The sequence below is a fragment of the Streptomyces sp. NPDC049887 genome, from assembly GCF_040656535.1.
Taxonomy (GTDB): Bacteria; Actinomycetota; Actinomycetes; order Streptomycetales; family Streptomycetaceae; genus Streptomyces.
The window spans coordinates 61,192-87,215 of sequence record NZ_JBFAMM010000010.1 but is presented as its reverse complement, the minus strand read 5'-3'; the positions used below and the strand labels follow the sequence as shown (position 1 = coordinate 87,215).

General features: G+C 71.1%; 26 protein-coding genes. 14 read left to right on the top strand and 12 right to left on the bottom strand.

The features are described from left to right. Positions 1 to 174 precede the first annotated feature (174 nt). On the top strand, positions 175 to 414 hold the full coding sequence (locus AB0J10_RS14900) for a DUF397 domain-containing protein (protein ID WP_363061525.1): 240 nt from the start codon (positions 175 to 177) through the stop codon (positions 412 to 414). 161 nt (positions 415 to 575) lie between these two features. Here the strand turns inward: AB0J10_RS14900 and AB0J10_RS14895 are convergent, their stop codons facing one another. Then, positions 576 to 1,061, bottom strand: a complete 486-nt coding sequence (locus AB0J10_RS14895; protein ID WP_363061523.1) for an ATP-binding protein — start codon at positions 1,059 to 1,061, stop codon at positions 576 to 578. 372 nt (positions 1,062 to 1,433) lie between these two features. On the opposite strand from AB0J10_RS14895, the gene AB0J10_RS14890 reads away from it, so the two are divergent. The 5 genes from AB0J10_RS14890 (at position 1,434) to AB0J10_RS14870 (ending at position 5,635) form a co-directional block, all read left to right on the top strand. Beyond that, positions 1,434 to 2,267, top strand: a complete 834-nt coding sequence (locus AB0J10_RS14890; RefSeq protein ID WP_363061765.1) for a helix-turn-helix transcriptional regulator — start codon at positions 1,434 to 1,436, stop codon at positions 2,265 to 2,267. Between the two features lie 78 nt (positions 2,268 to 2,345). Beyond that, positions 2,346 to 3,806, top strand: a complete 1,461-nt coding sequence (locus AB0J10_RS14885; RefSeq protein ID WP_363061521.1) for an aldehyde dehydrogenase family protein — start codon at positions 2,346 to 2,348, stop codon at positions 3,804 to 3,806. Between the two features lie 216 nt (positions 3,807 to 4,022). Beyond that, a complete protein-coding gene (locus tag AB0J10_RS14880; RefSeq protein WP_363061520.1) occupies positions 4,023 to 4,586 on the top strand; it encodes a DinB family protein in 564 nt (187 codons plus the stop codon). A 56-nt stretch (positions 4,587 to 4,642) separates the two neighbouring features. Next, positions 4,643 to 4,864 carry a hypothetical protein gene (locus AB0J10_RS14875; RefSeq protein ID WP_269729080.1) on the top strand — a complete coding sequence of 74 codons (222 nt, stop codon included), beginning with the start codon at positions 4,643 to 4,645 and terminating at the stop codon, positions 4,862 to 4,864. Between the two features lie 129 nt (positions 4,865 to 4,993). Then, a complete protein-coding gene (locus AB0J10_RS14870; RefSeq protein WP_363061517.1) occupies positions 4,994 to 5,635 on the top strand; it encodes a PadR family transcriptional regulator in 642 nt (213 codons plus the stop codon). A gap of 44 nt (positions 5,636 to 5,679) precedes the next feature. Here the strand turns inward: AB0J10_RS14870 and AB0J10_RS14865 are convergent, their stop codons facing one another. The 3 genes from AB0J10_RS14865 to AB0J10_RS14855 all read right to left on the bottom strand — a co-directional run bounded on the left by AB0J10_RS14865 (position 5,680) and on the right by AB0J10_RS14855 (position 8,824). Further along, entirely contained in the window at positions 5,680 to 7,104 is a 1,425-nt protein-coding gene (locus tag AB0J10_RS14865) for a glutamate decarboxylase (protein ID WP_363061516.1), read from the bottom strand. 14 nt (positions 7,105 to 7,118) lie between these two features. Further along, complete coding sequence (locus AB0J10_RS14860; RefSeq protein WP_363061763.1) at positions 7,119 to 8,348, bottom strand: ion channel protein; 1,230 nt, start codon at positions 8,346 to 8,348, stop codon at positions 7,119 to 7,121. 110 nt (positions 8,349 to 8,458) lie between these two features. Further along, a complete protein-coding gene (locus tag AB0J10_RS14855; RefSeq protein ID WP_363061515.1) occupies positions 8,459 to 8,824 on the bottom strand; it encodes a YbjQ family protein in 366 nt (121 codons plus the stop codon). 126 nt (positions 8,825 to 8,950) lie between these two features. Here AB0J10_RS14855 and AB0J10_RS14850 point away from each other — a divergent pair, with 126 nt between their 5' ends. Then, the gene (locus tag AB0J10_RS14850) at positions 8,951 to 9,640 is read left to right on the top strand and encodes a VTT domain-containing protein (RefSeq protein WP_363061513.1); all 690 of its coding nucleotides are present in this window, start codon (positions 8,951 to 8,953) and stop codon (positions 9,638 to 9,640) included. Positions 9,641 to 9,755: 115 nt separating this feature from the next. Here the strand turns inward: AB0J10_RS14850 and AB0J10_RS14845 are convergent, their stop codons facing one another. Continuing rightward, on the bottom strand, positions 9,756 to 11,405 hold the full coding sequence (locus AB0J10_RS14845) for a threonine/serine exporter family protein (RefSeq protein ID WP_363061511.1): 1,650 nt from the start codon (positions 11,403 to 11,405) through the stop codon (positions 9,756 to 9,758). Between the two features lie 107 nt (positions 11,406 to 11,512). Beyond that, positions 11,513 to 12,007, bottom strand: coding sequence for an inorganic diphosphatase (locus AB0J10_RS14840; protein WP_017949744.1), 495 nt, complete (start codon positions 12,005 to 12,007; stop codon positions 11,513 to 11,515). 102 nt (positions 12,008 to 12,109) lie between these two features. On the opposite strand from AB0J10_RS14840, the gene dacB reads away from it, so the two are divergent. The 6 genes from dacB (at position 12,110) to folE (ending at position 19,535) form a co-directional block, all read left to right on the top strand. Beyond that, positions 12,110 to 13,513 carry a D-alanyl-D-alanine carboxypeptidase/D-alanyl-D-alanine-endopeptidase gene (gene dacB / locus AB0J10_RS14835; protein WP_363061508.1) on the top strand — a complete coding sequence of 468 codons (1,404 nt, stop codon included), beginning with the start codon at positions 12,110 to 12,112 and terminating at the stop codon, positions 13,511 to 13,513. A 120-nt stretch (positions 13,514 to 13,633) separates the two neighbouring features. After that, on the top strand, positions 13,634 to 14,761 hold the full coding sequence (locus AB0J10_RS14830; RefSeq protein ID WP_363061506.1) for a zinc-dependent metalloprotease: 1,128 nt from the start codon (positions 13,634 to 13,636) through the stop codon (positions 14,759 to 14,761). A gap of 189 nt (positions 14,762 to 14,950) precedes the next feature. Further along, positions 14,951 to 16,003, top strand: a complete 1,053-nt coding sequence (gene tilS / locus AB0J10_RS14825) for a tRNA lysidine(34) synthetase TilS (RefSeq protein ID WP_363061504.1) — start codon at positions 14,951 to 14,953, stop codon at positions 16,001 to 16,003. Positions 16,004 to 16,066: 63 nt separating this feature from the next. After that, positions 16,067 to 16,606, top strand: coding sequence for a hypoxanthine phosphoribosyltransferase (gene hpt / locus AB0J10_RS14820; RefSeq protein ID WP_283298352.1), 540 nt, complete (start codon positions 16,067 to 16,069; stop codon positions 16,604 to 16,606). 181 nt (positions 16,607 to 16,787) lie between these two features. After that, positions 16,788 to 18,812, top strand: coding sequence for an ATP-dependent zinc metalloprotease FtsH (gene ftsH / locus AB0J10_RS14815; protein WP_363061502.1), 2,025 nt, complete (start codon positions 16,788 to 16,790; stop codon positions 18,810 to 18,812). Positions 18,813 to 18,929: 117 nt separating this feature from the next. After that, positions 18,930 to 19,535, top strand: coding sequence for a GTP cyclohydrolase I FolE (folE, locus tag AB0J10_RS14810; RefSeq protein ID WP_363061500.1), 606 nt, complete (start codon positions 18,930 to 18,932; stop codon positions 19,533 to 19,535). Positions 19,536 to 19,664: 129 nt separating this feature from the next. Here the strand turns inward: folE and AB0J10_RS14805 are convergent, their stop codons facing one another. From AB0J10_RS14805 to AB0J10_RS14780, 6 genes are all read right to left on the bottom strand, one after another. After that, on the bottom strand, positions 19,665 to 20,150 hold the full coding sequence (locus AB0J10_RS14805; protein WP_269729070.1) for a DUF3180 domain-containing protein: 486 nt from the start codon (positions 20,148 to 20,150) through the stop codon (positions 19,665 to 19,667). Positions 20,151 to 20,204: 54 nt separating this feature from the next. After that, positions 20,205 to 20,792: a 2-amino-4-hydroxy-6-hydroxymethyldihydropteridine diphosphokinase gene (gene folK, locus AB0J10_RS14800; RefSeq protein ID WP_363061497.1), complete on the bottom strand. Its 588-nt coding sequence runs from the start codon at positions 20,790 to 20,792 to the stop codon at positions 20,205 to 20,207. Next, positions 20,789 to 21,148: a dihydroneopterin aldolase gene (gene folB, locus AB0J10_RS14795; protein ID WP_283298302.1), complete on the bottom strand. Its 360-nt coding sequence runs from the start codon at positions 21,146 to 21,148 to the stop codon at positions 20,789 to 20,791. Before folB ends, folK begins: the two co-directional genes overlap by 4 nt. A gap of 192 nt (positions 21,149 to 21,340) precedes the next feature. Continuing rightward, positions 21,341 to 21,802, bottom strand: a complete 462-nt coding sequence (locus tag AB0J10_RS14790) for a nuclear transport factor 2 family protein (RefSeq protein ID WP_363061495.1) — start codon at positions 21,800 to 21,802, stop codon at positions 21,341 to 21,343. Then, positions 21,799 to 22,659, bottom strand: coding sequence for a dihydropteroate synthase (gene folP, locus AB0J10_RS14785; protein WP_363061493.1), 861 nt, complete (start codon positions 22,657 to 22,659; stop codon positions 21,799 to 21,801). Before folP ends, AB0J10_RS14790 begins: the two co-directional genes overlap by 4 nt. A gap of 256 nt (positions 22,660 to 22,915) precedes the next feature. Then, positions 22,916 to 24,754 carry a phosphatidylglycerol lysyltransferase domain-containing protein gene (locus tag AB0J10_RS14780; protein WP_363061490.1) on the bottom strand — a complete coding sequence of 613 codons (1,839 nt, stop codon included), beginning with the start codon at positions 24,752 to 24,754 and terminating at the stop codon, positions 22,916 to 22,918. 146 nt (positions 24,755 to 24,900) lie between these two features. Between AB0J10_RS14780 and AB0J10_RS14775 the strand changes: the two genes are divergently transcribed. Continuing rightward, entirely contained in the window at positions 24,901 to 26,013 is a 1,113-nt protein-coding gene (locus tag AB0J10_RS14775; protein ID WP_363061488.1) for an alpha/beta hydrolase-fold protein, read from the top strand. Positions 26,014 to 26,024 lie beyond the last annotated feature (11 nt).

Below are 26,024 nucleotides of genomic sequence, written 5' to 3'. Positions count from 1 at the left end.
GGCCGTGTACGGGCGCGTGCCGGCGGCATCGGGGGAGGCCCCGGGCGAGGTGCGGCCCGGCGGTAATCGCGGCACCACCCCGTGTGCACGTGCATCTGCTCATGCATCTGCATGTGAACACAGCTATGATCCGAGACAGTTGACACCTGCACCTTGTAACTCGGGGAGCGTCCTGTGCACGACGTGTACAACGGCATGGCGGCCACAGAGCTTCACGGGGTCGTCTGGCAGAAGAGCAGGCACAGCAACTCCCAGGGATCGTGCGTGGAGTTCGCGAAACTGCCCGGCGGGAACGTCGCGGTGCGCAACTCGCGCTTCCCGGAGGGGCCGGCGCTCGTCTACACGCCGGCCGAGATCGAGGCCATGCTGCTGGGGGTGAAGGCCGGCGAGTTCGACCACCTCGCCGGCCCCTGACGGGACCGTGCCCCCGTGCCGCGGGGTCCCGTGTGCCGGGGCCCGGCCCGGGCGCAGCGGAGCCCGGCAGGTCGCGGCCGCCGGCGGACGGTCATGCGGTGGCGGCCGGGCGCCTCGTCGCGTGGTGGCGGCCGGGGAGGCGGGGCGGCGCCTCGGGTGCCTCACTCCTGCGGCAGCCGGAACAGCGCCCAGACGACCTTTCCGGTGAGTGGCCCCGCCAGCGGGTGCCAGCCCCAGCTGTCGCTGAAGGAGTCGACGAGGAAGAGCCCCCGGCCGCATTCGGCGGAGTCCTCCGCCTCGCCGGCCACCGGACTCTCCTCGCTGGGGTCGCGCACGGCGCACACCAGCCGGCCCGTCCAGCGCATCAGATGCAGCCGTACGGGGGGCTCCTGGCCGCGGGGGACGTCCGCGGGCAGGGCGTGCCGCAGCGCGTTGGTGACGAGTTCGGACACGACGAGCGCGACGTCGTCGAAGCGCTCGTCCAGTTCCCACCGGGTCAGCGTCCTGTTGGTGAACTTCCGGGCGCCGCGCACCGCTTCGTAGCGGGCGGGCAGTGCGCACGAGGCGGAGCTGGACACGGCCGCGGGGTCGATCGGCGGAAGGCCCTGCCGTAACGGCTCGAGCATGGTCGATCCATTCGTTCCCATGCGAGGCACTCCCGGGAATCGCCCTGTGGCGCTACAACACGAACGAGCACGTACGAGTACGCAGGTGCGCGGGGTCCATGGTTCCGAATGCCCACAACAGATGCAAGGGCAGATGCACGTGCACGCGCCCGACCTGTCCCTACCCGTGCCGGTTCACTCTCATATCTTCCGCGCGCTTCCGAGCGCCCTTATCGGACGGCTTCCTCTTTCCGTAATCGAATGAGTACGGGGTGAAGCGTTTTGGTGGCAGAATCCGGGGCTCGGGGTTCGGGGGCGCTCCGGGAACCGATGGCGATGGGGAGGGTTGGAGACGTGACCGCAGTGGAGTCGTGGGGCTACCCCCGGGCCGATGGCCCCGGTGGAGGGTCAGTGGTGCGCCGCATCCTGCTGGGCTCGCAGTTGAGGCGCCTTCGGGAATCGCGCGGCATCACCCGTGAGGCGGCGGGCTACTCGATCCGTGCGTCCGAATCCAAGATCAGCCGCATGGAGTTGGGTCGGGTGAGCTTCAAGGCCAGGGACGTCGAGGACCTCCTCACGCTCTACGGCGTCACGGACGAGGCGGAGCGCGCGTCCCTGCTCGGGCTCGCCAAGGAGGCCAACGTGGCCGGCTGGTGGCACAGCTTCGGCGATGTGCTGCCCGGCTGGTTCCAGACGTACGTCGGCCTGGAGGGCGCCGCCTCGCTCATCCGGATCTACGAGGTCCAGTTCGTCCACGGGCTGCTGCAGACCGAGGCGTACGCCCACGCCGTCGTCGAGCGTGGCATGCCCGGCGCGCCGGCCGCCGAGATCGACCGGCGGGTCGCACTGCGCCTGGAACGCCAGAAGGCGCTCGTCTCCGAGCGCGCGCCCCGCTTCCACGCCGTCCTGGACGAGGCGGCACTGCGCCGCCCGTACGGGGACCGCTCCGTGATGCAGGGCCAGCTGCGGCATCTCATCGAGGTCTCGGAACAGCCGAACATCACGCTCCAGGTCATGCCGTTCGGCTTCGGCGGCCACGCGGGCGAGTCCGGGGCCTTCACCATGCTGCGCTTCCCGGAGTCGGACCTCTCGGACATCGTCTACCTCGAGCAGCTGACGAGCGCGCTGTACCTCGACAAGCGCGAGGAGGTCGCCCAGTACGAGCGGGTGATGGAGCGCCTGCAGGAGGACAGCCCCGATCCGGACGAGAGCCGGGACCTTCTCCGAGGTCTGCTCCAACTCACGTGACCGGCAAGTAGGATGACGCAACATCAGTCCGACTGGTAACTGCACACGCCCCTGCTCCCGCGGCCGGTAAGGGATCCGATGTCCTCCTTCTTCAGTGACCTGGCACTCCAGTACATAGACGGCGAATGGCGCCCGGGCAGCGGTTCCTGGGACATCATCGACTTCAATCCGTACAGCGAGGAGAAGCTCGCCTCGATCACCGTCGCCACGGCCGGCGAGGTCGACCAGGCGTACCGTGCCGCGGAGCGCGCGCAGAAGGAGTGGGCGGCCACCAACCCGTACGCGCGCCGGTCGGTCTTCGAGCGGGCCCTGAGGATCATCGAGGACCGCGAGGAGGAGATGGCCGAGGCCATCGTCGCCGAACTGGGCGGCACACGGCTGAAGGCGGCCTTCGAACTGCACCTCGCCAAGGAGTTCCTGCGCGAGGCGGTCCAGCTGTCGCTGCGCCCGGAGGGCCGCATCCTGCCCTCCCCGGTGGACGGCAAGGAGAACCGGGTCTACCGGCTGCCGGTCGGTGTCGTGGGTGTGATCAGTCCGTTCAACTTCCCGTTCCTGCTGTCGGTCAAGTCGGTCGCCCCGGCGCTCGCGCTGGGGAACGCCGTCGTCCTCAAGCCGCACCAGAACACCCCGATCTGCGGCGGCTCCCTGGTCGCCAAGGTCTTCGAGGACGCGGGCCTGCCCGCCGGACTGCTGAACGTGGTCATCACGGACATCGCGGAGATCGGCGACGCGCTGATAGAGCACCCCGTGCCCAAGGTCATCTCCTTCACCGGCTCCGACCGGGTGGGCCGGCACGTGGCCACCGTCTGCGCGGCCAACTTCAAGCACGCCGTGCTCGAACTGGGCGGCAACAGCGCCTTCATCGTGCTCGACGACGCCGACATCGACTACGCCGTCGACGCCGCGGTCTTCAGCCGGTACGTCCACCAGGGCCAGGTCTGCATGGCGGCCAACCGCATCCTGGTGGACCGCAGCGTGGAGAAGGAGTTCACCGAGAAGCTCGTCGCCAAGGTGCAGACCCTGAAGGTGGGCGACCCGGCCGATCCCGAGACCCACATCGGCCCCCTGATCAACTCCGGGCAGGCCGAGGCCGTGTCCAGCCTGGTCGAGCAGTCCATCGAGGCCGGCGCGACGGCGCTGCTGCGCGGCCGGACGGAGGGCAACGTGGTCTCACCGTCCGTGCTCACGGGCCTTCCGGCCGACTCGCCCGTGCTGTCCCAGGAGATCTTCGGCCCGGTGGTGCTGCTCGTCCCGTTCGAGGGCGACGAGGAGGCGGTCCGGATCGCCAACGACACCCCGTACGGTCTCAGCGGCGCCGTGCACACCGGTGACATCGAGCGCGGGGTGGCGCTGGCCCAGCGGATCCACACCGGGATGATCCACATCAACGACTCGACCGTGCACGACGAGCCGATCGTGCCGTTCGGCGGCGAGAAGTCGTCCGGCCTCGGGCGACTGAACGGCGAGGCGATGGTCGAGGTCTTCACCACCCAGAAGTGGATCTCGGTGCAGCGGGGCCGTTCGGTCTTCCCCTTCTGAGGCACTCCGGTCGGGGCGCTTCCCCGCTTCTGAGGCCCCTCCCCCTTTCCCGGGTCCCGCCCGGGTGCCCCTTCCGGCCATGGAGGCCGGGGCGCGGCGGTGGAATCTTCCGCAGTCCCGGCCTCAAGGACAGAAGCTGACCTGAATGCTCCGTAGCGTGAGGGTGTCAGGGGGCGCGAACGGCGGCCCACCCGTCCCGATCCGAAGGCGGACACCATGGTCACTCACGTTCCCGCGGAGGCCCACGGCGATGAGCGCGGAGCCCTGCTGAACTTCGTCGAGGCCCAGCGCGGCGCGATCCGCAGGTCAGTGCTCGGGCTGACCGAGGAGCAGGCGGCGAGTCGTCCCAGCGCGAGCGAACTGACGCTCTCCGGCCTGCTCAAGCATGTCGCCGAGTGCGAGCTCTCCTGGCTGCGCATGGCACAGCGGAGGCCGAACGAGCGGCAGCGCGACGAGAAGTCGTGGAGCGACGGCTTCCGCCTCCTCGACGGCGAGACCGTCGCAGGGACACTGGAGTTCTGGGACGGCGTGGCGAAGGAGACCGAGGAGTTCATCCGCTCGGTGCCCAGCCTGGACGACACCTTCCCGCTGCCGGACGCGCCGTGGTTCCCCAAGGAGGGCAGGGTGTCGATGCGCTGGATGATGCTGCATCTGGTCGAGGAGATCGGCCGGCACGCGGGCCATGCGGACATCGTCCGCGAGTCGCTGGACGGCAAGGGCGCGTTCGACCTCGTCGCGCTGGAGAGCGACCGGATCCCGGGCGCGCAGCCGGGCGCGTGAAGACGGGGCGGCGCGCCCCTCGTGCGGGAGGCGGGTCCGTGCCACACCCTTGAACCATGAGCGACGCACCAGGAGTGGCCCCGATCGTCGTCCTGCCGGTCCAGCCGGGTGATCCACCGTTCCGGGTGGTGGAGATCGAGGGCCGGACGGTCGGGATCGCGCACGACATGGTCGACGTGATCAGCATGGCGCACGAGTCCGGTCGGCACCGCGTGGATCTGGACGACCCCGCGCTGGTGCGCTGGGTCGGCGGCGACAAGTACCGGTGGAGGCTCTGAGGGCCGCGCCCCATGGGCCTGCCCCGGGCGCGTAGCCTGGTGCCGCATCGGGCAGCAGCGTTCGCCCTTGTCGCCGGGCGGACCCTGCCCGGCGGGGCACTAGTCAAAGTTGAATAGGAAGGTGCGCGCATGTCGGCGATCCGGCTTCTGGTCCTCGGGGCGGTGCGCCAGCACGGGCGGGCGCACGGCTACCAGGTCCGCAACGACCTGGAGTTCTGGGGCGCCCACGAATGGTCGAACGCCAAGCCGGGGTCGATCTACCACGCGCTCAAGCAGATGGCGAAGCAGGGACTGCTGCACGCCCACGAGATCGCGCCCTCCACGGCCGGCGGTCCGCCGCGCACCGAGTACGAGCTCACCGAGAGCGGCACCGAGGAGTACTTCTCGCTCTTGCGGGAGGCGCTGACCTCCCACGACCAGAAGATGGACGTCCTCTCGGCCGGCATCGGCTTCATCGTGGACCTGGACCGGCGGGAGGCCGTGGAACTGCTGCGGGAGCGGGTGCGTTCCCTGGAGGGGTGGCGCTCGTCGGTCACCGAGTACTACACGCCCGAGGCGGGGCCCGAATCCCTGGGCCACATCGGCGAGATCATGAATTTCTGGGTCCACTCGGCGAATGCCGGCGCGGAGTGGACGCGCGGGCTGATCGAGCGGATCGAGAGCGGGGCGTACACGTTCGCAGGCGAGGGCGAGCCCTTCGTCGCCGTTCTCGCGGAGGGGCAGGAGAACCCCTATGCGACGGGCGTGCCCCACGAGGGGGACCTCGTGTGAGGGGCGCCGGGGGCGCGGCGGAGCGTCGCGCCCCCGGTCGTGCCTCAGTGGTGGAAGCCGGTGGCGGCCGCCTTGTCCTTGCTCTGCGGCGCGCTCTGGGCCCGCAGTTCCGGCATGACCCGCCGCAGGTCCTCCACCAGCAGCTCGGCGAGGTCCGCCGAGAAGCCGTTGCGGCAGACGAAGCGCAGCACCGAGAGATCCTCCCGGTTGGGCGGGAAGGTGTAGGCCGGCACCAGCCAGCCGTTCTCCCGCAGCCGCCGTGAGACGTCGAACACGTCGAAGTTCCTGATCTCCGGGTTCGTCGTCACTGCGAACACCGGCAACTGGTCCCCGCGGGTGAGCAGCCGGAAGTCGCCCATGCTGTCGATCTTCTCGGCCAGGGTCCGCGCCACGTCCCGGGCCGACTGCTGGACCGCCCGGTAGCCGTCCCTGCCGAGCCGGATGAAGGTGTAGTACTGCGCCACCACCTGGGCCCCGGGCCGGGAGAAGTTGAGCGCGAAGGTCGGCATGTCGCCGCCCAGGTAGTTCACCCGGAAGACCAACTCGTCGGGCAGGTTGTCCGGGGAGCGCCACAGCGCCCAGCCGACCCCCGGGTACACCAGTCCGTACTTGTGTCCCGAGGTGTTGATCGAGGCCACTCTCGGCAGCCTGAAGTCCCAGGCCAGGTCCTCGTCCAGGAAGGGGGCGACCATCGCGCCGGAGGCCCCGTCGACATGCACCGGAATGTCCAGGCCGGTGCGCTCCTGGAGGGCGTCCAGTGCCGAGCAGACCTCCTGGACCGGCTCGTACGACCCGTCGAACGTGGACCCCAGGACGGCGACCACGCCGATGGTGTTCTCGTCGCAGAGGTCGGCCGCCGCCTGCGGGTCGAGGTGGTAGCGGTCGCCCTCCATCGGGACCAGCCGGGGCTCCACCTCCCAGAAGTTGCAGAACTTGTCCCAGCAGACCTGCACGTTGACGCCCATGACCAGGTTGGGCCGGGCGCCGGCGCCGGGGTACCGGTCCCGGTTGCGGTGCGCCCACCGCCGCTTCAGCGCCATCCCCGCGAGCATGCACGCCTCGCTCGAACCGGTCGTGGAGCAGCCCACCGTGGCCTCCGGGTCCGGGGCGTGCCAGAGGTCGGCGAGCATCGCCACGCACCGCCGCTCCAGTTCGGCGGTCCGCGGGTACTCGTCCTTGTCGATCATGTTCTTGTCCCGGCACTCGGCCATCAGCCTCCCGGCCTCCGGCTCCATCCACGTCGTCACGAACGTGGCCAGGTTGAGCCGTGAGTTTCCGTCCAGCATCAGCTCGTCGTGCACGAACTGGTAGGCCGCCGATGGTGCCATCGGCCCGTCGGGCAGCCGGTGCTGAGGCGGCGCCAGGACCATCGATCCCAGGGGATCGGCCTCCCCGTAGAACGGGTTGAGGGACAGCCTGCGCCGTTCCTCGCTCGCCTCGGGACGCATGCCGACCTTGTGCAGTGCCATGTCCGAATCGCCTTTCAGCGCAGTGGGGTGCCGTCGTCGTGGAGTTGCATCTGGGGGCGCCCGGTCACCAGCAGCCAGGCCGGCAGCAGGGCGACGCACAGCAGCGGGAGCACATGGGCGTCGGCGGCCAGCACGGCCGCGGTGAACAGGCTGAGCCAGCCCTGCCGGGTGATCGCCAGCAGTACCCCGAGGACGGCGCACACCACCGCGACCGTGGTGTGCACCTCGGGCACGAGTGCGCTCACGCCGAGCCCCAGGGCGACGCCCACGAAGATGCTGGGGAAGATCCGGCCGCCCCGGAAGCCGCAGGTGGCCGCGATGGTGAGGGCGGCGAGCTTGACGACGGTCATCAGCGCGAACTGTCCCGAGGACCAGCCCGACGGGTCCGCCGCCAGTACTCTCACCTCCTCCAGGCCCTTGAAGAGGGTCAGTTGCCCGCCCAGGGCCCCGAGGAGCCCCAGCACCAGCCCGCCCGCGGTGATCGCCGCCACCGGGTGCCCGAGCTTCCGGAAGGCGGCGTGCGTGTACGGGAACACGCGGACGGCCGCCATCCCCACCAGCGCGCCGAGCGAGGAGACCGCGAGCGCGGCCGGCACGTCTCCCCAGCGGGATCCACTCAGCGCGGGGAGGTCGAGGTCGAAGGTGGGATGGGCGATCAGGACGGTGGTCAGCGATCCGGCGCCGCCCGCGATCAGCGGGGCGAACAGCTTGTCCCACAGCGCGCCGGGCGCGGGGCGGGAGGCCAGGGACTCGGTGAGGATCAGCGCAGCCGCCACGGGGGTTCCGAAGAGCGCTCCGACCGTCCCGGCCGCCGCCAGAGCGGCCCAGAGTTCCGCGCCGGACCCCCGCACGGCCCTGCCGCCCAGCCAGGCGGCGAGTGCGATGTTGGCCGCCGTGATCGGGTTCTCCGGGCCCAGGCTGACCCCGCCCGCGAGTCCGAGCACGGCCGTCAGCAGCAGGCTCGGCACCACCGAGGGGGGCATCGGGGGGTCTACGAGCCCGGTCGTGGCGGGGTCGGGTCCGGCGTGCCCGGGCACTCTCCACACCACGAGCCCGACCGCGAGGCCCGTCCCGGTGAGCACGGCGATCGTCCACGGCGCCGAATGGCGGCCGACGCCGATCGCGTCGGGCAGTGATGCCCAGAGGACGCCCTTGAGCAGCTGCGAGAGCTCGGTGAGGCCGAGGAGCAGCAGACTCGAGGCGACGCCGACGATGACCGCGGGGACGATCAGTGGCAGCAGCACCCGGGCCGGGGTCGCCACCGGGGCGTGGGCGGTCGTCGTCACGGGCCTCACGATAACGGCAGAAAACGCCCATACTGTGCGTCATTCGGGGCCGTGCCGCGGATGCGCCGTCAGACGCGCGTGATCACCGCAGCGGTGCCGTACGCGCACACCTCCGTGCCGACGTCCGCCGCCTCCGAGACGTCGAACCGGAACATCAGCACCGCGTTCGCGCCCCGTGACCGCGCCTGCTCGACCAGCCGCTCCATCGCCTGGTTGCGGGTCTGAACCAGGGTCTTGGTGAGACCCTTCAGCTCCCCGCCGATCATCGACTTCAGTCCGGCACCGATCTGGCTGCCGAGGTGCCGCGACCGCACGGTGAGGCCGAAGACCTCGCCGATCACCTGCTCCACCCGGAAGCCCGGGACGTCGTTCGTCGTGACGACCAACACATCGGCCTGCGGGCCCTGGCCCCCGCCGAAATCCTCGATTCCCATGGGCACAGCTTCACGGCCGTCCGTCCCCCTCGCATCCGGAGGGGCACTGGAACCGGCCCCCGAAAGAATGCGTTGATAGTTTTGGGCGCCACGCCCCTCGACTCACACCACAGGAGCCCGGACCTCGTGAACACCCTTGCGCTCGGACCGAGCTGGCTGGACCCGGACTATCTGATCACCACGTTCGGGCTGATCGGCGTACTCGTCATCGTGTTCGCCGAGTCCGGTCTGCTGATCGGGTTCTTCCTGCCCGGAGACTCCCTGCTGTTCACCACCGGCCTGCTGGTGACGACCGACGTCATCAAGCAGCCGCTGTGGGTGGTGTGCACGCTCATCGTGCTCGCCGCGATCATCGGCGACCAGGTGGGCTATCTCTTCGGCCGCAAGGTCGGCCCCGCGCTCTTCAAGCGCCCGGACTCCAGGTTCTTCAAGCAGGAGAACGTGGAGAAGGCGCACGAGTTCTTCGAGAAGTACGGCCCGAAGTCCCTGGTCCTGGCCCGCTTCGTGCCGATCGTCCGGACGTTCACGCCGATCATCGCCGGCGTGAGCCGGATGAACTACCGCTCGTTCGTCACGTTCAACATCATCGGCGGTGTGCTCTGGGGCGCCGGCGTGACGCTGCTCGGTGCCGCGCTCGGCAAGGTCGAGTTCGTGCACGAGAACATCGAGGCCATCCTCATCGCCATCGTGCTCGTCTCGGTCCTGCCGATCGCGATCGAGTTCATGCGCGCACGCTCCAGGAACAAGAGGGAGGCCGCGGCCGAGGGCCCGGCGGAGGACGGGACGGCCGCGCGCGGCCGCCACGCCAAGCGCTGAGAACCGCTCGACGCGACGCCCCGGCCGGTGGAAGGGCCGGGGCGTCGTCGTGCGGGGGCAGGGCGCTCCCCGGCGCCCCGGATCGGCAGGGCGGTGCCCCGGGAAGCCGCGCCTCTCAGAAGCCGCGCGTCCGCTTGGCCGCGCGGCGCCGGCCCGCGGCCGCCGGGCTGCGCAGGAACATCCGGGCGATCTCGCCGCCCAGGTTCACGCCGATCGCGATGGCCAGGGCCAGCGCGGCGGCCCTCGCCAGAGAGGCGAAGCCCGCGTCGATGTTGTTCTGCGCGATGTGCAGCACGCCGAAGTACATGGCGCTACCCGGCAGCAGCGGGCCGATCGCGGCGGTCACGTACGGCAGCGACGACGTGTGCTGGAAGCGGGCCAGCAACTGCCCGAACAGGCCCACCAGACCGGCGCCCACCGCAGTCGCCAGCACGGCCGAGCCGTCGGCCGTCACCGCGATCGCCGCGTAGATCACCCATGCCACGCCGCCGTTGAGCGCCGCGACGAGCACGGTGGAACGGTCCTGCTGGAGCAGCACGGCGAAGACCAGGCTCAGCACCATCGAGGCCAGGATCTGCGTCACCGGCCGTTCGACGCTGACCAGCGCCCCCTCCGGACTGAGGTTCGCCTCGAACTGCACGCCCACGTACAGGACCGTGAGCACGCCGACGACGATCGCCACGAAGAAGTAGGCGACCTCCAGCAGCCGGGCCGACGCCGTGATGTAGAAGCCGGTCAGGCCGTCCTGGACCGCCGCCACCAGGGCCCGCCCCGGGATCAGCGCGAAGAGGCCACCGGTGATGACCGCGGAGGGCCTCAGATCGGCGTGCAGGGCGCTCAGCGCCACACCGATCGCCGCGGGCGGCATCGCCGCCACCACGAACTGGTAGAACTCCGGCAGTCCGCGGCCCGCGCACAGCCACGCCAGCCGGTCGCCCAGCATCGCGCCGACCGCCGCCGCGACGAACACCAGCGCGCCACCACCCACCAGCACGGAGGCCGAGCCCGCCAGGACGCCCGCGGCGAGGGTCAGGACCCAGCCGGAGTAGGGGTGCCGGTTCCGGCGGATCTCGGCGAGGCGCCGGTAGGCCTCGTCGAGCCTGACCTCGTGGTCGTCGCCGCTGATGTCCGCGACCAGCTGGTACACGGCGGTCAGTCGGGTGTAGTCGGTGCCCCGGCGGCGCACGGTCCGGTTCGCCGTCACCGGGTCGTCGACGAGCGACGGCTGGTAGGTGATCGACAGCAGTGTGAACGTCACCGTCGGCTCGACGTTGTCGAGGCCGTACGCGCTCGTGATGGCGAGCATCGCGGCCTCGACGTCCTCCGCGCCCTCGCCTCCCGCGAGCAGCAGCTCGCCGATGCGCAGCGTCAGGTCGAGCACGCGCGGCACCGCCGGCCCCGACTCGTCGTGCCGCTGCACCGGCTCCGGCATCGGCCGCTCGCTCACCGGGATCCGCAGCATCGTGCGCATCCGGTCCTGCCACGGCACGTCCTTGGACAGCTGGAGCACCGGGAAGCCGTGGGCGGGGGTGTAGGCGGGCGGGGACGCCTTCGCGCGGTAGGTCGCCGGCGGTGCGAACGCAGAGCCCTCGGGATCGGCCGGGGTCTCCGTCGTCAGCCCCTCGGGGACGGCGAACTCGGAGGAGGGATGGTCCTCCTCCGGCGGTCCAGGCTGATCGACACCCTCCGGCGGCATGAATGCGCTGCGTGCCTCGTCGGACTGCGGCTTCCGGTCCTCGACAGGACCTTCCGGCTCCGCCACCACGCTCTACCTGCTCCTCCCGCTCGCGTACCGCGTGTGCGCGCCCAGTATGCGACGGGCGGCGCACCCCTCGTGGGGTGCACCGCCCGGCCCGGTGTACGGGGATTGCGTCAGTGCGCGCCGCCCTGCGCCTCGAGGCGCTTGAAGGATGCCTCGATCTCGGCCTCGGCCTCGGCGCGGCCGACCCAGTTGGCGCCCTCGACGGACTTGCCGGGCTCCAGGTCCTTGTAGACCTCGAAGAAGTGCTGGATCTCCAGGCGGTCGAACTCCGACACGTGGTGGATGTCCCGCAGGTGCTCCACGCGCGGGTCGGACGCCGGGACGCACAGCAGCTTGTCGTCGCCGCCGGCCTCGTCCGTCATCCGGAACATGCCGATGGCGCGGCACTTGATCAGGCAGCCCGGGAAGGTCGGCTCGTCCAGGATGACCAGGGCGTCGAGCGGGTCGCCGTCCTCGCCCAGGGTGTTCTCGACGAAGCCGTAGTCGGCCGGGTAGCTGGTCGAGGTGAAGAGGCGACGGTCCAGACGGATCCGGCCGGTCTCGTGGTCCACCTCGTACTTGTTCCGCGACCCCTTCGGGATCTCGATGGTGACGTCGAACTCCACGGGTGGCACTCCTCCATGATCAACACATAAGTAGGTGACGCGGCTGTCCGCAGTGATTAAGTGTCCCCTACGCAGGTGTGTGATCGCGAAAGGGGCTGGTCAATGGTGCCCGACCGAGGAACGTGGCAGCTCACGGCGGGTGCGGCCGTGGTCGGCCTGGCCTTCGCGGCCGCAGCGGTGACCGCGGCCGGCCCCTGGGACAACGGTCAGCGTAGGGCCGAGCGAGAGCACGCCGCCGCTCTGGGCCGCACAGGTGGCGCAGATCACCAGGTCACGGGACGTGGCGCGGCGGAAGCCCCCGGCCCCGCGCCTGCGCCGAGCGCCCCCGGCGTGCTTTCCGCTGTGAGCGCCCCCCAGGTGCCGTCCGCCGCGCCCGCCGCCCTGGCCGGGGTCCTCGGCCCCCTGCTCGACGACCCCGGGCTCGGCCCGCTCCGCACCGCCTCCGTCGTGGACGCCACCACCGGCAGGCAGCTGTACGGCCGGAGCGCGGGCACGGCCATGACCCCGGCCTCCACGATCAAGATCGCCACCGCCGCTGCCGTGCTGTCCGCCACCGGCCCCGCGCACCGCATCCCCACCAAGGTCGTCGCCGCCCCCGACTTCCGCGCGGTCACCCTGGTCGGCGGCGGGGACCCCACGCTCGACACGGCCCGGCTGGGGGCCCTCGCCGACGGGACCGCCAAGGCCCTGCGCGACCGAGGCGTCACCACGGTCCGCCTCTCCTACGACAACTCGCTCTACGAGGGGCCGGTGATCCACCCCATCGGCGCCGGGAACGACAACATCGCCCCCGTCACCGCCCTGATGATCAACGAGGGGCGCCTCGACGACTCCACGGCGGGCAGCGCACGACGCAGTGACGATCCGGCCGGCGACGCCGCCCGCGCCTTCGTCGGACTCCTCAGCGAACGCGGTGTGAACACCGCCTCGGGCCCCGTCCCGGGCCGGGCCCCCGCCGCGGGACCCGCCCTCGCCACCACCTACTCGGCGCCGGTCCCGGCGCTCGTCGAGCGGATGCTGACCAACAGCGACAACGACATCGCCGAGGCACTGGCCCGCCAGACCGCGCTCGCCACGCGCCGACCCGCGAGCTTCGCCGGGGCGGAGGCCGCGGTGACCGACCGGCTCAAGCGGCTGAAGCTGCCCATGACCGGCGCGCGCTTCGCCGACGGCAGCGGACTGAACCGAGCCGACAAGGTCTCGGCCGCACTCCTCACCACGCTGCTGGTCCGGGCCGCCGACCCCGCCCACCCCGAGCTCCGCCCCGTGCTCACGGGCCTTCCGGTCGCGGGATTCACGGGCACGCTGAGCGGCCGCGCGGCCGCCGGGTCCGCCGGCCTCGTGCGCGCCAAGACCGGCACGCTCAGGGGCGTGGACACCCTCGCCGGCACGGCGCTGTCCGCCGACGGCAGACTGCTCGCCTTCGCCTTCCTCGCCGGTGACACACCGTCCGCGGGCGCCGCCCGTCCCGCCCTCGACCGCCTCGCGGCGGCCCTCCTGCCCTGACGGACCCGCCCCTTCCGGGCCGGCGGCCCGCAGCGCAGCACCGGCCTCCGGGGCCCGCCCCCGGGTCGCGGAGGTGCCGACACCTCACCGTGTGCCGGGGTGACAACGTACGGTTGACGCATGACGAGCATCGGTGGTGCCGAGATGGTCGACTGGAACCTCGCGGTCGCGACCGCGATCCGCCTCGTCCGGCCGGGGCCGGACATCACCCGGGAGGAGGCCCGTGCCGTCGTCGCCGAACTGCGCCGGCACGCCAAGGCCTCCGAGGAGCACGTCCGCGCCTTCACCCGCATGATCCCCGACGGACACGAGCCCGAGGACACCCCGGTCCTCGTCGTCGACCGGCCGGGCTGGGTCAGGGCCAATGTCGCGGGCTTCCGCGAGCTGCTCAAGCCCCTGCTCGACAAGATGCAGGAGCGCCGCGCCGGCACCGCGAGCGGAGCCGTGCTCGGCGCCGTCGGCGGCAAGGTGACCGGCGTCGAGCTGGGCATGCTGCTGTCGTTCCTGGCCTCCCGGGTCCTGGGCCAGTACGAGACCTTCGCCCCGCCCACGCGCGAGCTGCCCGGGGCGCCGGGCAGCGGCGGAAGGCTGCTCCTCGTCGCCCCCAACATCGTCCACGTCGAACGCGAACTCGACGTCGCCCCGCACGACTTCCGGCTGTGGGTCAGTCTCCACGAGGAGACCCACCGCACCCAGTTCACCGCCGTGCCCTGGCTGCGCGACCACCTCGAGGGCGAGATCCAGTCGTTCCTCGCCGAGACCGACGTGGATCCCATGACCGTGCTGGAGCGGCTGCGCGAGGCCGCCCAGACGCTCGCCGGCGGCCGCCCCGAGGGCGAGGAGGACGAGGGCCGCTCACTGGTCGAGATCGTCCAGAGTCCCGAGCAGCGCGAGATCCTCGGCCGGCTCACCGCCGTGATGTCCCTGCTCGAGGGCCATGCGGACTTCGTCATGGACGGCGTGGGGCCCCAGGTCGTGCCGTCCGTGGGCGAGATCCGCGAGAAGTTCCAGCAGCGCCGTGCCCGGGGTGCCTCCCGCCTCGACCTCGCACTGCGCAAGCTCCTCGGCCTGGACGCCAAGCTGCGCCAGTACCGGGACGGCGAGCGGTTCGTACGAGCCGTCGTCGAGGAGGTCGGAACGGACGGCTTCAACCGCGTCTGGACCTCGCCGAACACCCTGCCCACCAAGGCGGAGATCGCCGCGCCGGCGGACTGGATCGCCAGGGTGCACCGGAGGGCCGAACCCTGACCCCCTGCGGCCGGCGGCAGACGGCTGCCCCCGTAATCACCCGTCCGAGGGACCGTAGGCGATGGGTAGGCGTGCAATGCTCGGGGAACGGCACGGTTCTGTCACCATCGAGGCACTCTGAGTGACCGAATTTCCCGGCTCCCACCCTCCTCACGGAGGCACCCCCCGACTTCACGAAGGGCACCGGACATGGGTCCGCATCCTGCGGTCGCGGCGATACGCCTGGCGGTCCGCCGCGTACTCCACGACGTACTCAACGAACTGAACGACATCCCGAGCGCCGCACCCTCCTCCTGCGGGCGCTCCACGGCACCTCCGGGCCCGGACGACCGCCCCGTCGTGCTGGTCGCCTGCTCAGGCGGCGCCGACTCCATGGCGCTCGCCTCCGCCCTCGCCTTCGAGGCCCCCAAACTGGCCGTCCGCGCCGGCGCCGTCACCATCGACCACGGTCTGCAGGCAGGCTCCGACCTCTGTGCCGCCGAGGTCGCCGGCCGACTCACCGCCATGGGCCTCGACCCCGTCGAGTCCGTCGCCGTGACCGTCGGACGCGCCGGCGGCCCCGAGGCCGCCGCCCGTGACGCCCGCTACGCCGCCCTCGACGAGGCCGCGGAGCGCCACGGCGCCGCCGCGGTGCTCCTCGGGCACACCCGCGACGACCAGGCGGAGACCGTCCTCCTCGGCCTCGCCCGGGGCTCCGGCATCCGCTCGCTCTCCGGCATGGCGGCCGTCTCCGGTGCCCGCCGTCGCTACCGGCGCCCCTTCCTGGAGCTCGACCGCCAGACCGCGCGCAAGGCGTGCCTCGTCCAGCACCTGCCCGTCTGGGACGACCCGATGAACGCCGACCCCGCCTACACCCGCTCCCGGCTGCGCCACGAGGGCCTGCCCGCACTGGAGAAGGCGCTCGGCAAGGGCGTCGTGGAGGCGCTGGCGCGCACCGCCCGGCTCTCCCGCGACGACGCCGACGCCCTGGACGCCTGGGCGGCCAGGGCCGACGAGACCGTCCGCGACGACGCTGGGCTCCTCGAATGCGCGAAGCTCTACGCACTGCCCCCGGCCGTCCGCCGCCGAGTCCTCCGGCGCGCCCTGGTGGCAGCAGGTTCACCTGCGGGTTCGCTCTTCGCCCGGCACGTCGAGGAGGTCGAGCGGCTCATCGTGGGATGGCGTGGTCAGAAGCCGCTGAACCTGCCCGGCCGGGTCGAGGCGCGCCGCCAGGGTGGCAGACTGGTCATTCGGCAGAGCTGAGCCGGCAGCGGGCCGGGCGCCGGGACGCCGAGACAGAAAGCGACGCGGGTGAACGAGAAGGACATGGGCGCCGATCTCAAATCGGTACTCATCACCAAGGAAGAGATCGACGCGAAGCTGGCCGAGCTGGCCGCGAAGATCGATGCGGAGTACGCGGGCAAGGACCTGCTCATCGTCGGGGTCCTCAAGGGCGCCGTGATGGTGATGGCGGACCTGGCGCGTGCGCTGTCCACCCCCGTCACCATGGACTGGATGGCGGTGTCCTCGTACGGCGCGGGCACCCAGTCCTCCGGAGTGGTCCGCATCCTCAAGGACCTGGACACCGACATCAAGGGCAGGCACGTCCTGATCGTCGAGGACATCATCGACTCCGGGCTGACCCTGTCCTGGCTGCTGTCGAACCTCGGTTCCCGCGAGCCGGCCTCGCTCGAGGTCTGCACGCTGCTCCGCAAGCCGGACGCCGCGAAGGTCGCGATCGACGTGAAGTGGATCGGGTTCGACATCCCGAACGAGTTCGTCGTCGGATACGGCCTCGACTACGCCGAGAAGTACCGCAACCTCCCGTTCGTGGGTACCCTCGCGCCCCACGTGTACGGGGGCTGAGGCGCGGACGCGCCCCGGGAACCCCGGCCGCCTTCCCGCCGTTGGAGCATGGGAAGGCGGTCCCGGGTGACAATGCTGGGGTACCGTCCGAAGAACAGTCTTTTACTCAGTCTCACAGCAGCAGTCTCAGAGCAGCACTCACCTACGGGCAGGAGGGACGGGGCGGCACCGCTCCGTATGGATGGACGTGAAGCGATACTTCCGTGGGCCGGTCATGTGGATCGTGCTGGCCGTCCTCGCCGTGGTCGTGCTGATGCAGGTCGTCGGCTCGTCGGGCGGCTACAAGACGGTGGACACCGCGAAGGTTGTCCAGGCGATCACCAAGAACCAGGTCGAGCAGGCCAAGCTGACCACCGGCGACGAGCAGATCATCAAGATCGAGCTGAAGGACGGCCAGAAGGTCGACGGCAGCGACAAGGTCCAGGCGAGCTACATCGGCGACCAGGGCGTCGAGCTGGCCACGACCCTGCAGCAGAAGTACGACGCGGGTGAGATCGAGAAGGGCTACACGGTCTCGCCCGAGCGGCAGAGCCCGTTCCTCTCGGTGCTCCTCTCGCTGCTGCCCTTCGTGCTCATCGTGGTCGTCTTCCTGTTCCTGATGAACCAGATGCAGGGCGGCGGCTCCCGGGTCATGAACTTCGGGAAGTCCAAGGCCAAGCTCATCACCAAGGACACGCCGAAGACCACGTTCTCCGACGTGGCCGGATCGGACGAGGCCGTCGAGGAGCTCCATGAGATCAAGGAGTTCCTGCAGGAACCGGCGAAGTTCCAGGCCGTCGGTGCCAAGATCCCGAAGGGCGTGCTGCTGTACGGCCCGCCCGGGACGGGCAAGACGCTGCTCGCGCGCGCCGTCGCCGGCGAGGCGGGCGTGCCGTTCTACTCGATCTCCGGTTCCGACTTCGTCGAGATGTTCGTCGGTGTCGGTGCCTCCCGGGTCCGCGACCTCTTCGAGCAGGCCAAGGCGAACGCCCCGGCGATCGTGTTCGTCGACGAGATCGACGCGGTGGGTCGCCACCGCGGCGCCGGCCTCGGCGGCGGCCACGACGAGCGCGAGCAGACCCTCAACCAGCTCCTCGTCGAGATGGACGGCTTCGATGTGAAGGGCGGCGTGATCCTGATCGCCGCCACCAACCGGCCGGACATCCTCGACCCGGCGCTGCTCCGCCCGGGCCGCTTCGACCGGCAGATCGCCGTCGACCGCCCGGACATGCAGGGCCGTCTGGAGATCCTCAAGGTCCACCAGAAGGGCAAGCCGGTCGCCCCGGACGTCGACCTCTCGGCCGTCGCCCGCCGCACCCCCGGCTTCACCGGTGCCGATCTGTCGAACGTGCTGAACGAGGCCGCCCTGCTGACGGCCCGCAGTGACAAGAAGCTGATCGACAACCACTTCCTGGACGAGGCGATCGACCGCGTCGTCGCGGGCCCGCAGAAGCGGACCCGGATCATGTCCGACAAGGAGAAGAAGATCACCGCGTACCACGAGGGCGGACACGCCCTGGTCGCGGCGGCCTCCCCGAACTCCGACCCGGTCCACAAGATCACGATCCTGTCCCGCGGCAGGGCCCTCGGCTACACGATGGTGCTCCCGGACGAGGACAAGTACTCGACCACGCGCAACGAGATGCTCGACCAGCTGGCGTACATGCTGGGTGGCCGCGCGGCCGAGGAGCTCGTCTTCCACGACCCGACCACGGGCGCGGCGAACGACATCGAGAAGGCCACGGCCACGGCCCGCGCCATGGTCACGCAGTACGGCATGACCGAGCGTCTCGGCGCGATCAAGTTCGGCGGCGACAACACGGAGCCGTTCCTGGGCCGTGAGATGGCACACCAGCGCGACTACTCGGAAGAGGTCGCCGCGCTGGTCGACGAGGAGGTCAAGAAGCTCATCGAGGCCGCGCACAACGAGGCCTGGGAGATCCTGGTCGAGAACCGCGACGTCCTCGACAACCTCGTCCTCGCGCTGCTGGAGAAGGAGACCCTCGGCAAGGAGGAGATCGCCGAGATCTTCGCCCCGATCGTGAAGCGCCCGGCCCGTCCGGCGTGGACCGGTTCCTCCCGCCGCACGCCTTCCACCCGTCCGCCGGTGCTGTCGCCGAAGGAGCTCGCGCTCACCAACGGAGCCAACGGGACCTCCGCCCCGACGGTGACCGACGTCACCAAGGCCCCCAAGGAAGCGGTCAAGGATGAGCGTCCGGACGCCTGACCAGGCGTGATGCATCGGCGATGACCGCCGGACCGGAATGAACGCCGCACTTCCCAGGTTCTAGCCTGGGAAGTGCGGCGTTTTCGCGCCACGGCAGAGCACAGGAACGAGGCACAGATGACCGACCCGGTGACGCTGGACGGCGAGGGCACGATCGGCGAGTTCGACGAGAAGCGCGCCGAGAACGCCGTACGCGAGCTCCTCATCGCAGTCGGAGAGGACCCGGACCGCGAGGGTCTCAAGGAGACCCCGGGGCGGGTGGCGCGGGCGTACAAGGAGATATTCGCGGGACTGTGGCAGCAGCCGGAGGACGTGCTCACCACCACGTTCGACCTCGGCCACGACGAGATGGTCCTGGTCAAGGACATCGAGCTGGTGAGCTGCTGCGAGCATCACCTGGTGCCGTTCCGGGGTGTGGCCCACGTCGGCTACATCCCGTCGACCACGGGCAAGATCACCGGCCTTTCCAAGCTCGCCCGCCTCGTCGACGTCTTCGCCCGCCGCCCCCAGGTGCAGGAGCGCCTGACCACGCAGATCGCCGACTCCCTGATGGAGATCCTGGAGCCGCGCGGGGTGATCGTGGTCATCGAGTGCGAGCACATGTGCATGTCGATGCGCGGCATCCGCAAGCCCGGGGCCAAGACGATCACCTCGGCGGTTCGCGGCCAGCTTCGCGACGTCGCCACCCGCAACGAGGCGATGAGCCTGATCATGGCGCGCTGAGTCCGTCCTCAGCCGCAGGGCCGCGGGCGGCTCGCCGTCCGCCCCGGCCGGTGCGCGGGCGCCGTGCGCACGCCATGACGACGAAGCACCCCCGACTTGCCGGGGGTGCTTCGTCGTCAGCAGGCCGGATCAGCGAGCCGGTACCTGGCCGGTGCCGTCGTCCTCGTCCTCCGGGAGCTTGCAGACCCGCTCCAGGAAGAGCCCCGCAGCGATCACCGCGATGCCCGCCAGGACCGCGAAGCCCGCGTAGATCGCCTGGTCGCGCCGGGCCGGGACGTCCAGAGAGCCGAGCAGGAAGACGCCCACGCCGCCGTACACCCCGCTGACGAGCGCCGCCACCAGGGCGCTCGCCTGACCGAAGACGACCGCGCGGGCGGCCATCAGCGGCTCGACGCCCTTCGCTCCGGGCCGGCGCTCCCGCTGGGCCCGCAGCCGGGCGCGCAGCGACAGCGCGGTCGCCAGGAGGATCGCGGCGATCGCCGCCAGCACGATCGGCGCGGCCAGCGGGACGCTCGGCAGCGTGCCCACCGAGTCCCACAGCCGGGCGCCGCCCCACGACAGCACTCCGGCCACCACGAACAGCCCGGCCAGTACCCCAAGCCGTAGTTGCTTCACCGCGCGCCCCTGTGTCCTTCGTCTTGGTGCCGGAGACCCTGAAGAGCGTAACGACTACTCGGGCAGGCGGAGTTCCAGGTCCGCACGGGGAGCGACACCCGTCCGGCCCACGCCGGCCAGCAGCTCCGCGATCCCGCCCAGGCCCGGCAGCTGGGCCTCGGGCTCCACGTCGTGCCACGGGGCGAGGACGAAGGCCCGCTCGTGCGCACGCGGGTGCGGGAGGGTGAGGAGCGGATCGTCCGAGACCACGTCCGCGTACGCCACGATGTCGACGTCGATCGTGCGCGGGCCCCAGCGCTCCTCGCGCACCCGGTCGAAGGCCTCCTCGATCGCCTGGCCGCGCTCCAGCAGGGAGCCGGGCGGCAGCGTGGTCTTCACGAGCACCACCGCGTTGAAGTACGACGGCTGTGTGCCCGGCTCGACGCCCCACGGCTCCGTCTCGTACACGGGGGAGACGGCCTTGACCCGGATGCCGGGGGTGTCCTCCAGCAGATCGATGGCGCCCTGGATCGTCTCCAGCCGGTTGCCGAGGTTGGAGCCGAGCGCGATCACCGCCCGTTTGGGGTTGGACAGGGTGATGTCGGCCGCGTCGACCTGCTCGACGACGGCGGTGGGCACGGGCTGCACGGTGGGGTCGCTCATGCACGGCTCCGGGTGATCGTGATGGTGACATCGTCGAACGGGACGGTGATCGGGGCGTCCGGCTTGTGCACGACGACCTCGACCTCCTGGACGCCCGCGTGCTTGAGGCACCGCTGGGCGATGCGCTCCGCCAGCGTCTCGATCAGGTCCACGGGCTCCCCCTGGACCACATCGACGACCTCCTCCGCCACCACTCCGTAGTGCACGGTCTTCGCCAGGTCGTCGTCGGCCGCCGCGGGACGGGTGTCGAGGCCGAGCACCAGGTCCACGATGAAGGTCTGACCCTCCTCGCGCTCCCGGGGGAAGACGCCGTGGTGCCCGCGGGCCCTCAGGCCGCGCAGCGCGACACGATCCACGCGAATCACTCCTGCTGTCGTAGTCCGGCGCGCACACGGCCGCGTGCGGGCGGCAGCAGTGCACGGATTCGAATCTACCTGCGGGCTCGGACACGACCTGCCCACGGGGCCGTGGACGGAACCGTCACCGGCTGGTGGCGGCGCCTACCCCGCAGCCGCGGAAACGAACCTCCCACGAGCGGGTTTACCCACTCACGGGGTGGATTCGCCGTTCTCCTCGTCGTCCGATTCCGCCAGAACGGGCGAACCGTGATGTGACCAGATTCTCCACCCGTCGGGTGTGCGGCGGAACACATTGGTGGCCACGACCAGCTGGCCGACGAGGGGGCCGAGCTCGCCGGCCTCCTCCGCGGGGCCGCCGCTGAGGATGTTCTCGGTGCAGGTGACGACGGCGGTGTCGCCGGACACGCTGACCCGCACGTCGGTGAGGAAGAACTGGATGTACTCGGTGTTCGCCATGATCAGGGCGTACGAGCGCAGCACCTCGCCCCGCCCCGAGAGGACCGGCCAGCCCGGGTGCACGCAGGAGATGTCCTCGGCCTCTCCGCCGTCCAGCCAGAGGCCGGAGATCTCCTCGAAGTCGCCCCGTTCCATGGCCTCGTAGAAGGCGGTGTTCGCCGCTTCCACGTTCTCGACGTCGGTACGCGGGGTCACCGGGCTCCCTCGACCGCCCGCGCGACCCGAACGGCGTCCGCCGTGGCCCGCACCTCGTGGACCCGGACCGCCCAGGCGCCCTCGTGGGCGGCGATCGCGGAGACCGCGGCGGTGGCGGCGTCCCGCTCGCGTGCGGGCGGCGGGGGCGCGGCGCCGTGGGCCAGGACGTGGCCGAGGAACCGCTTGCGGGAGGCCGCGACGAGCAGCGGCCGGCCCAGGGCGCGCAGCTCGGGCAGGTGTGCGACGAGCGCGAGGTCGTGCGCGGCCTGCTTGGCGAAGCCGAGGCCCGGGTCGACGATGATCCGTTCGGTGGCGACACCGCGCGAGACCACGGCGTCGATCCGCTCGCGCAGTTCCGCGGCGACCTCGGCGACGACGTCCCCGTACACGGCCCGGTTGTTCATGTCCTCGCTGAAGCCGCGCCAGTGCATGACCACGAAGGGCACCTCCGCGGCGGCGACGGCCGGGATCATCTGCGGGTCGGCGAGCCCCCCGGAGACGTCGTTGACGAGGACGGCGCCGGCCGCGACCGCCTGGGCGGCCACCGACGCGCGCATGGTGTCGACGGAGACGGTGACGCCCTCACCGGCCAGGCCCCGCACGACGGGGAGCACCCGCCGCAGCTCCTCCTCCTCGTCGACGCGGGAGGCGCCGGGGCGGGTGGACTCACCGCCGACGTCCACCAGGTCGGCGCCCTCCGCGACGAGGTCGAGGCCGTGCTTGACGGCGGCCGTGGTGTCGAACCAGCGGCCCCCGTCGGAGAAGGAGTCGGGGGTCACGTTGACGACCCCCATGACCGCACAGCGGTCCCACTCCGGCAGGCCCGTGACCGTGCCCCGTCCGCGCAACGTACTCATACGACCAGCCTAGTGCCGCACCCGGGCCGGGTTTGCCCGTCGAGCAGCGGCGTCCGGTCCGTGGGGTTCCCCCGGCCCTCCGGTCGAGGGGAAGGACCGCCGGGCGCCGGATCGGCCTCGCGGCGGGCCTGTCCGGTCGATCGGCGGCGCGGCGAGTCGCCGTGCCGGGCGTCGCGACGGGGCGAACGGTGGCCGATGAGCGGCACTGGGCCCGGACGCGGCCCGTCCGTGCCGTCGCCCCTCCGGTGCGGTCCCGCTACGCCGCGCGCATCTCGTGCTCGCCGGTGGTGGCCGGGCGGATGTGGGCGCAGGGACGGGGTGAGCGGGCCGTACGGCGGCGGAACGGGCGCGGCACGGCCAGCGTCACGAAGCCCTCCGCCTGCATGGCGGCGAATCCGATCCGGGGCAGGTCGCGGGTCTTGCGGAAGACCACGAAGCGCGGCTCCCAGCGCGGCCGGAACTTGGCGTTGAACTTGTACAGCGACTCGATCTGGAACCAGCGGGAGAGGAAGACCAGCAGCCCCCGCCAGACCCGCAGGACCGGTCCCGCGCCCAGCTGCTCACCACGGGCGAGCGCCGAGCGGAACATCGCGAAGTTCAGCGAGACCCGGGCGATGCCGAGCCTCGGGGAGGCCTGCAGGGCGGCGACGATCAGCAGCTCGTTCATGCCGGGATCGGCCGACCGGTCGCGGCGCATCAGGTCCAGGGACATGCCGTCCGCACCCCACGGAACGAAGTGGAGTACGGCCTTCAGGTCGCCGTACGGCCCCGGCTCGCCGTCGTCGGCCTTGTGCGCGGTGGCGATCACGCTGTTGCCGTCCGAGGGGTCGCCGATCCTGCCGAGGGCCATGGAGAAGCCGCGCTCGGTGTCGGTGCCGCGCCAGTCGTCCGCGGCCCGGCGTATCCGCTCCAGCTCGCCGTCGGAGAGGTCACGCACGCGGCGGACGCGGGTCTCGTAGCCGTTGCGCTCGATGCGCTTCACCATCTGGCGCACGTTCCGCATGGCGCGCCCGGTGAGCGAGAAATCCGGGACGTCCACCACCGCCTCGTCGCCGAGTTCCAGGGCGTCGAGGCCGGTCTCGCGGGTCCACACCTGGCCGCCGGTCTCCGAACACCCCATGACGGCCGGGGTCCAGGAGTGGGCCTTGGCCTCGTCCATGAAGCGCTCGATGGCGCCCGGCCATGCCTCGACGTCGCCGATCGGGTCGCCGCTGGCGAGCATGACGCCGGAGACGACGCGGTAGGTGACGGCCGCCTTGCCGCTGGGGGAGAAGACGACGCCCTTGTCGCGACGGAGCGCGAAGTGGCCGAGGGAGTCGCGGCCGCCGTGCTTGTCCAGCAGCTCGCGGAGCCTGGTCTCGTCGTCCGCTGTGAGGGTGGCGGCCGGGTGCTCGGGGCGGAAGGCCAGGTAGATCGTGGTCACGGCGGTGATCAGGCCGAGCGCGCCGAGCGAGTAGCCGACGGTCCAGTCGACGCCGCTCTCGTACCCGACCGGCCCTTCGAAGCCGAACAGTCCGAACAGGACGTGCTCGAGACGGTCGGTGAGGCTGGGGCTGCCGATGACCTTGCCCGGGTGGGCGCTGACGACGACCAGGCCGAGGCCGATCGAACCGGCGCCCATCAGGACGAAGTTGGCCAGCGCCTTCCACCGGCTGCGCGGGTCGGGCAGGGCGGCGAACTCGCCCCGGTGGCGCACCAGGAGGGCCAGCAGCGCCAGCGACAGCAGGACCCCGATGACCGAGTGGCGGTAGACGAACTGGGCGACTGCGCCGGCGGGCAGCAGGATCACCGCGGCCCGCCAGGCGCGGCGCTTGTGCCGCTTGAGCCCGTGCGCGAGGAGAAGCAGCAGGACGCCGGCGCTGAGCGACAGCGCGGCGGCGAACGGGCCCAGGGCGCCGGGGAGTACCTCGGCGAGGGCGTGCATCCGGCTGTGCCGGAAGCGCGGGAACACTCCGGCGGCGATGTCGATCAGGCCGATGAAGGTGCAGGCCGTGCCGACCAGCGCAGGAACGGATTCGGCGCGCGGGCCGCGGAGGATCCGGCGTACGCGTTCCGGAACCAAGCCCGACTTATCCCCATCTATGGTGACAGACATCGCTTCCTGAGGCTCTCGGGAGAGATCGTGGAATCCGCGGCCGCAGAACATTCGGCCCGGACAATTTGCGCTCTCTAGGACGGCACTTCCGGGCGGCGGGTTCATTGACTCTCAGGAAATTCTCACGGAAGAAGCTCGATCGCCTCATGGGTCTCACCAGTAACAAGGTTCTGGCGCTGGCCGTTCTGGCCGCCGTGGCTCTCTTCGCCGCGACGATCTGGCTGTGGCCACGGCTCTCCCGCCGAAGCCGGCGCGCGGTCCTCGGCCGGGTGGGGATGCTGCTGGCGACCCAGGTCGCGCTCTTCGCCGCGGTGGGCCTGGCGGCGAACAAGTCCTTCCTCTTCTACGGCTCCTGGGCCGATCTCCTCGGCCAGGAGCAGGAGATGGGCGTGGTCGTGGACCACTCGGCGAGCAGCAGGACGGTGAAGGTGGTCGGCAAGCAGAAGCTGGACGTCCCGGGGAGCGCGCGACCGGAGACGGGCGGTCAGATCCAGAAGGTCGTGATCGTGGGCGAGAGGTCGGGGATCGACAGCCCGGCGTACGTGTACCTGCCCCCCGAGTACTTCCAGCCCGCCCATGCGAAGAGGACCTTTCCCGTGAGCGTCGTGCTGACCGGCTACCCGGGCACCGCGGAGAACCTGCTCAAGGGCCTCAAGTACCCGAGAACGGCGTTCATGCAGGCCCGCGAGGGACGCATGCAGCCGATGATCCTGGTGATGCTCCGGCCGACGGTGGCGCCACCGAGGGACACCGAGTGCGTCGACGTCCCGGACGGGCCGCAGACGGAGACGTTCTTCGCCAAGGACGTGCCGGCGGCCGTGTCGGAGACCTACCGGGTCGGAACAAACCCCCGCAACTGGGGCATCATGGGCAACTCGACGGGTGGGTACTGCGCGCTGAAGATAGCGCTCCACCACCCCGAGCGGTTCGCGGCCGGAGCCGGACTCTCCGCGTACTACAAGGCCGCGGAGGATCCGACGACCGGCGACCTCTTCCACGGGAACCAGCACGAGCGCAAGCGCGCGAACCTGTTGTGGAGCCTGGACCACCGGCCGCAGGGCGCCTCCTCGTTCCTGGTGACCACGTCCGAGCAGGGCGAGGGGAACCTCGAGGGGACGCGGGACTTCATCGGGAAGGTGAAGGCGCCCGCCCGCGTCTCGTCGATCACGTTGGACAGCGGCGGGCACAACTTCAACACCTGGCGCCGTGAGATCCCGCCGGCGCTGGTGTGGATGAGCGGTCGGCTCACGGCGGCGTGACGCACGGCCCC

Coding starts and splice junctions, on each gene's coding strand:
- AB0J10_RS14775 (WP_363061488.1), top strand. CDS start 24,901: ATGGGTCTCACCAGTAACAAGGTTCTGGCGCTGGCCGTTCTGGCCGCC.
- AB0J10_RS14855 (WP_363061515.1), bottom strand. CDS start 8,824: ATGGGAATCGAGGATTTCGGCGGGGGCCAGGGCCCGCAGGCCGATGTG.
- AB0J10_RS14885 (WP_363061521.1), top strand. CDS start 2,346: ATGTCCTCCTTCTTCAGTGACCTGGCACTCCAGTACATAGACGGCGAA.
- folK (WP_363061497.1), bottom strand. CDS start 20,792: ATGAGCGACCCCACCGTGCAGCCCGTGCCCACCGCCGTCGTCGAGCAG.
- AB0J10_RS14865 (WP_363061516.1), bottom strand. CDS start 7,104: ATGGCACTGCACAAGGTCGGCATGCGTCCCGAGGCGAGCGAGGAACGG.
- dacB (WP_363061508.1), top strand. CDS start 12,110: ATGGTGCCCGACCGAGGAACGTGGCAGCTCACGGCGGGTGCGGCCGTG.
- folP (WP_363061493.1), bottom strand. CDS start 22,659: ATGAGTACGTTGCGCGGACGGGGCACGGTCACGGGCCTGCCGGAGTGG.
- ftsH (WP_363061502.1), top strand. CDS start 16,788: ATGGACGTGAAGCGATACTTCCGTGGGCCGGTCATGTGGATCGTGCTG.
- AB0J10_RS14875 (WP_269729080.1), top strand. CDS start 4,643: ATGAGCGACGCACCAGGAGTGGCCCCGATCGTCGTCCTGCCGGTCCAG.
- folE (WP_363061500.1), top strand. CDS start 18,930: ATGACCGACCCGGTGACGCTGGACGGCGAGGGCACGATCGGCGAGTTC.
- AB0J10_RS14870 (WP_363061517.1), top strand. CDS start 4,994: ATGTCGGCGATCCGGCTTCTGGTCCTCGGGGCGGTGCGCCAGCACGGG.
- AB0J10_RS14880 (WP_363061520.1), top strand. CDS start 4,023: ATGGTCACTCACGTTCCCGCGGAGGCCCACGGCGATGAGCGCGGAGCC.
- AB0J10_RS14780 (WP_363061490.1), bottom strand. CDS start 24,754: ATGTCTGTCACCATAGATGGGGATAAGTCGGGCTTGGTTCCGGAACGC.
- hpt (WP_283298352.1), top strand. CDS start 16,067: ATGGGCGCCGATCTCAAATCGGTACTCATCACCAAGGAAGAGATCGAC.
- tilS (WP_363061504.1), top strand. CDS start 14,951: ATGGGTCCGCATCCTGCGGTCGCGGCGATACGCCTGGCGGTCCGCCGC.
- AB0J10_RS14830 (WP_363061506.1), top strand. CDS start 13,634: ATGACGAGCATCGGTGGTGCCGAGATGGTCGACTGGAACCTCGCGGTC.
- AB0J10_RS14895 (WP_363061523.1), bottom strand. CDS start 1,061: ATGGGAACGAATGGATCGACCATGCTCGAGCCGTTACGGCAGGGCCTT.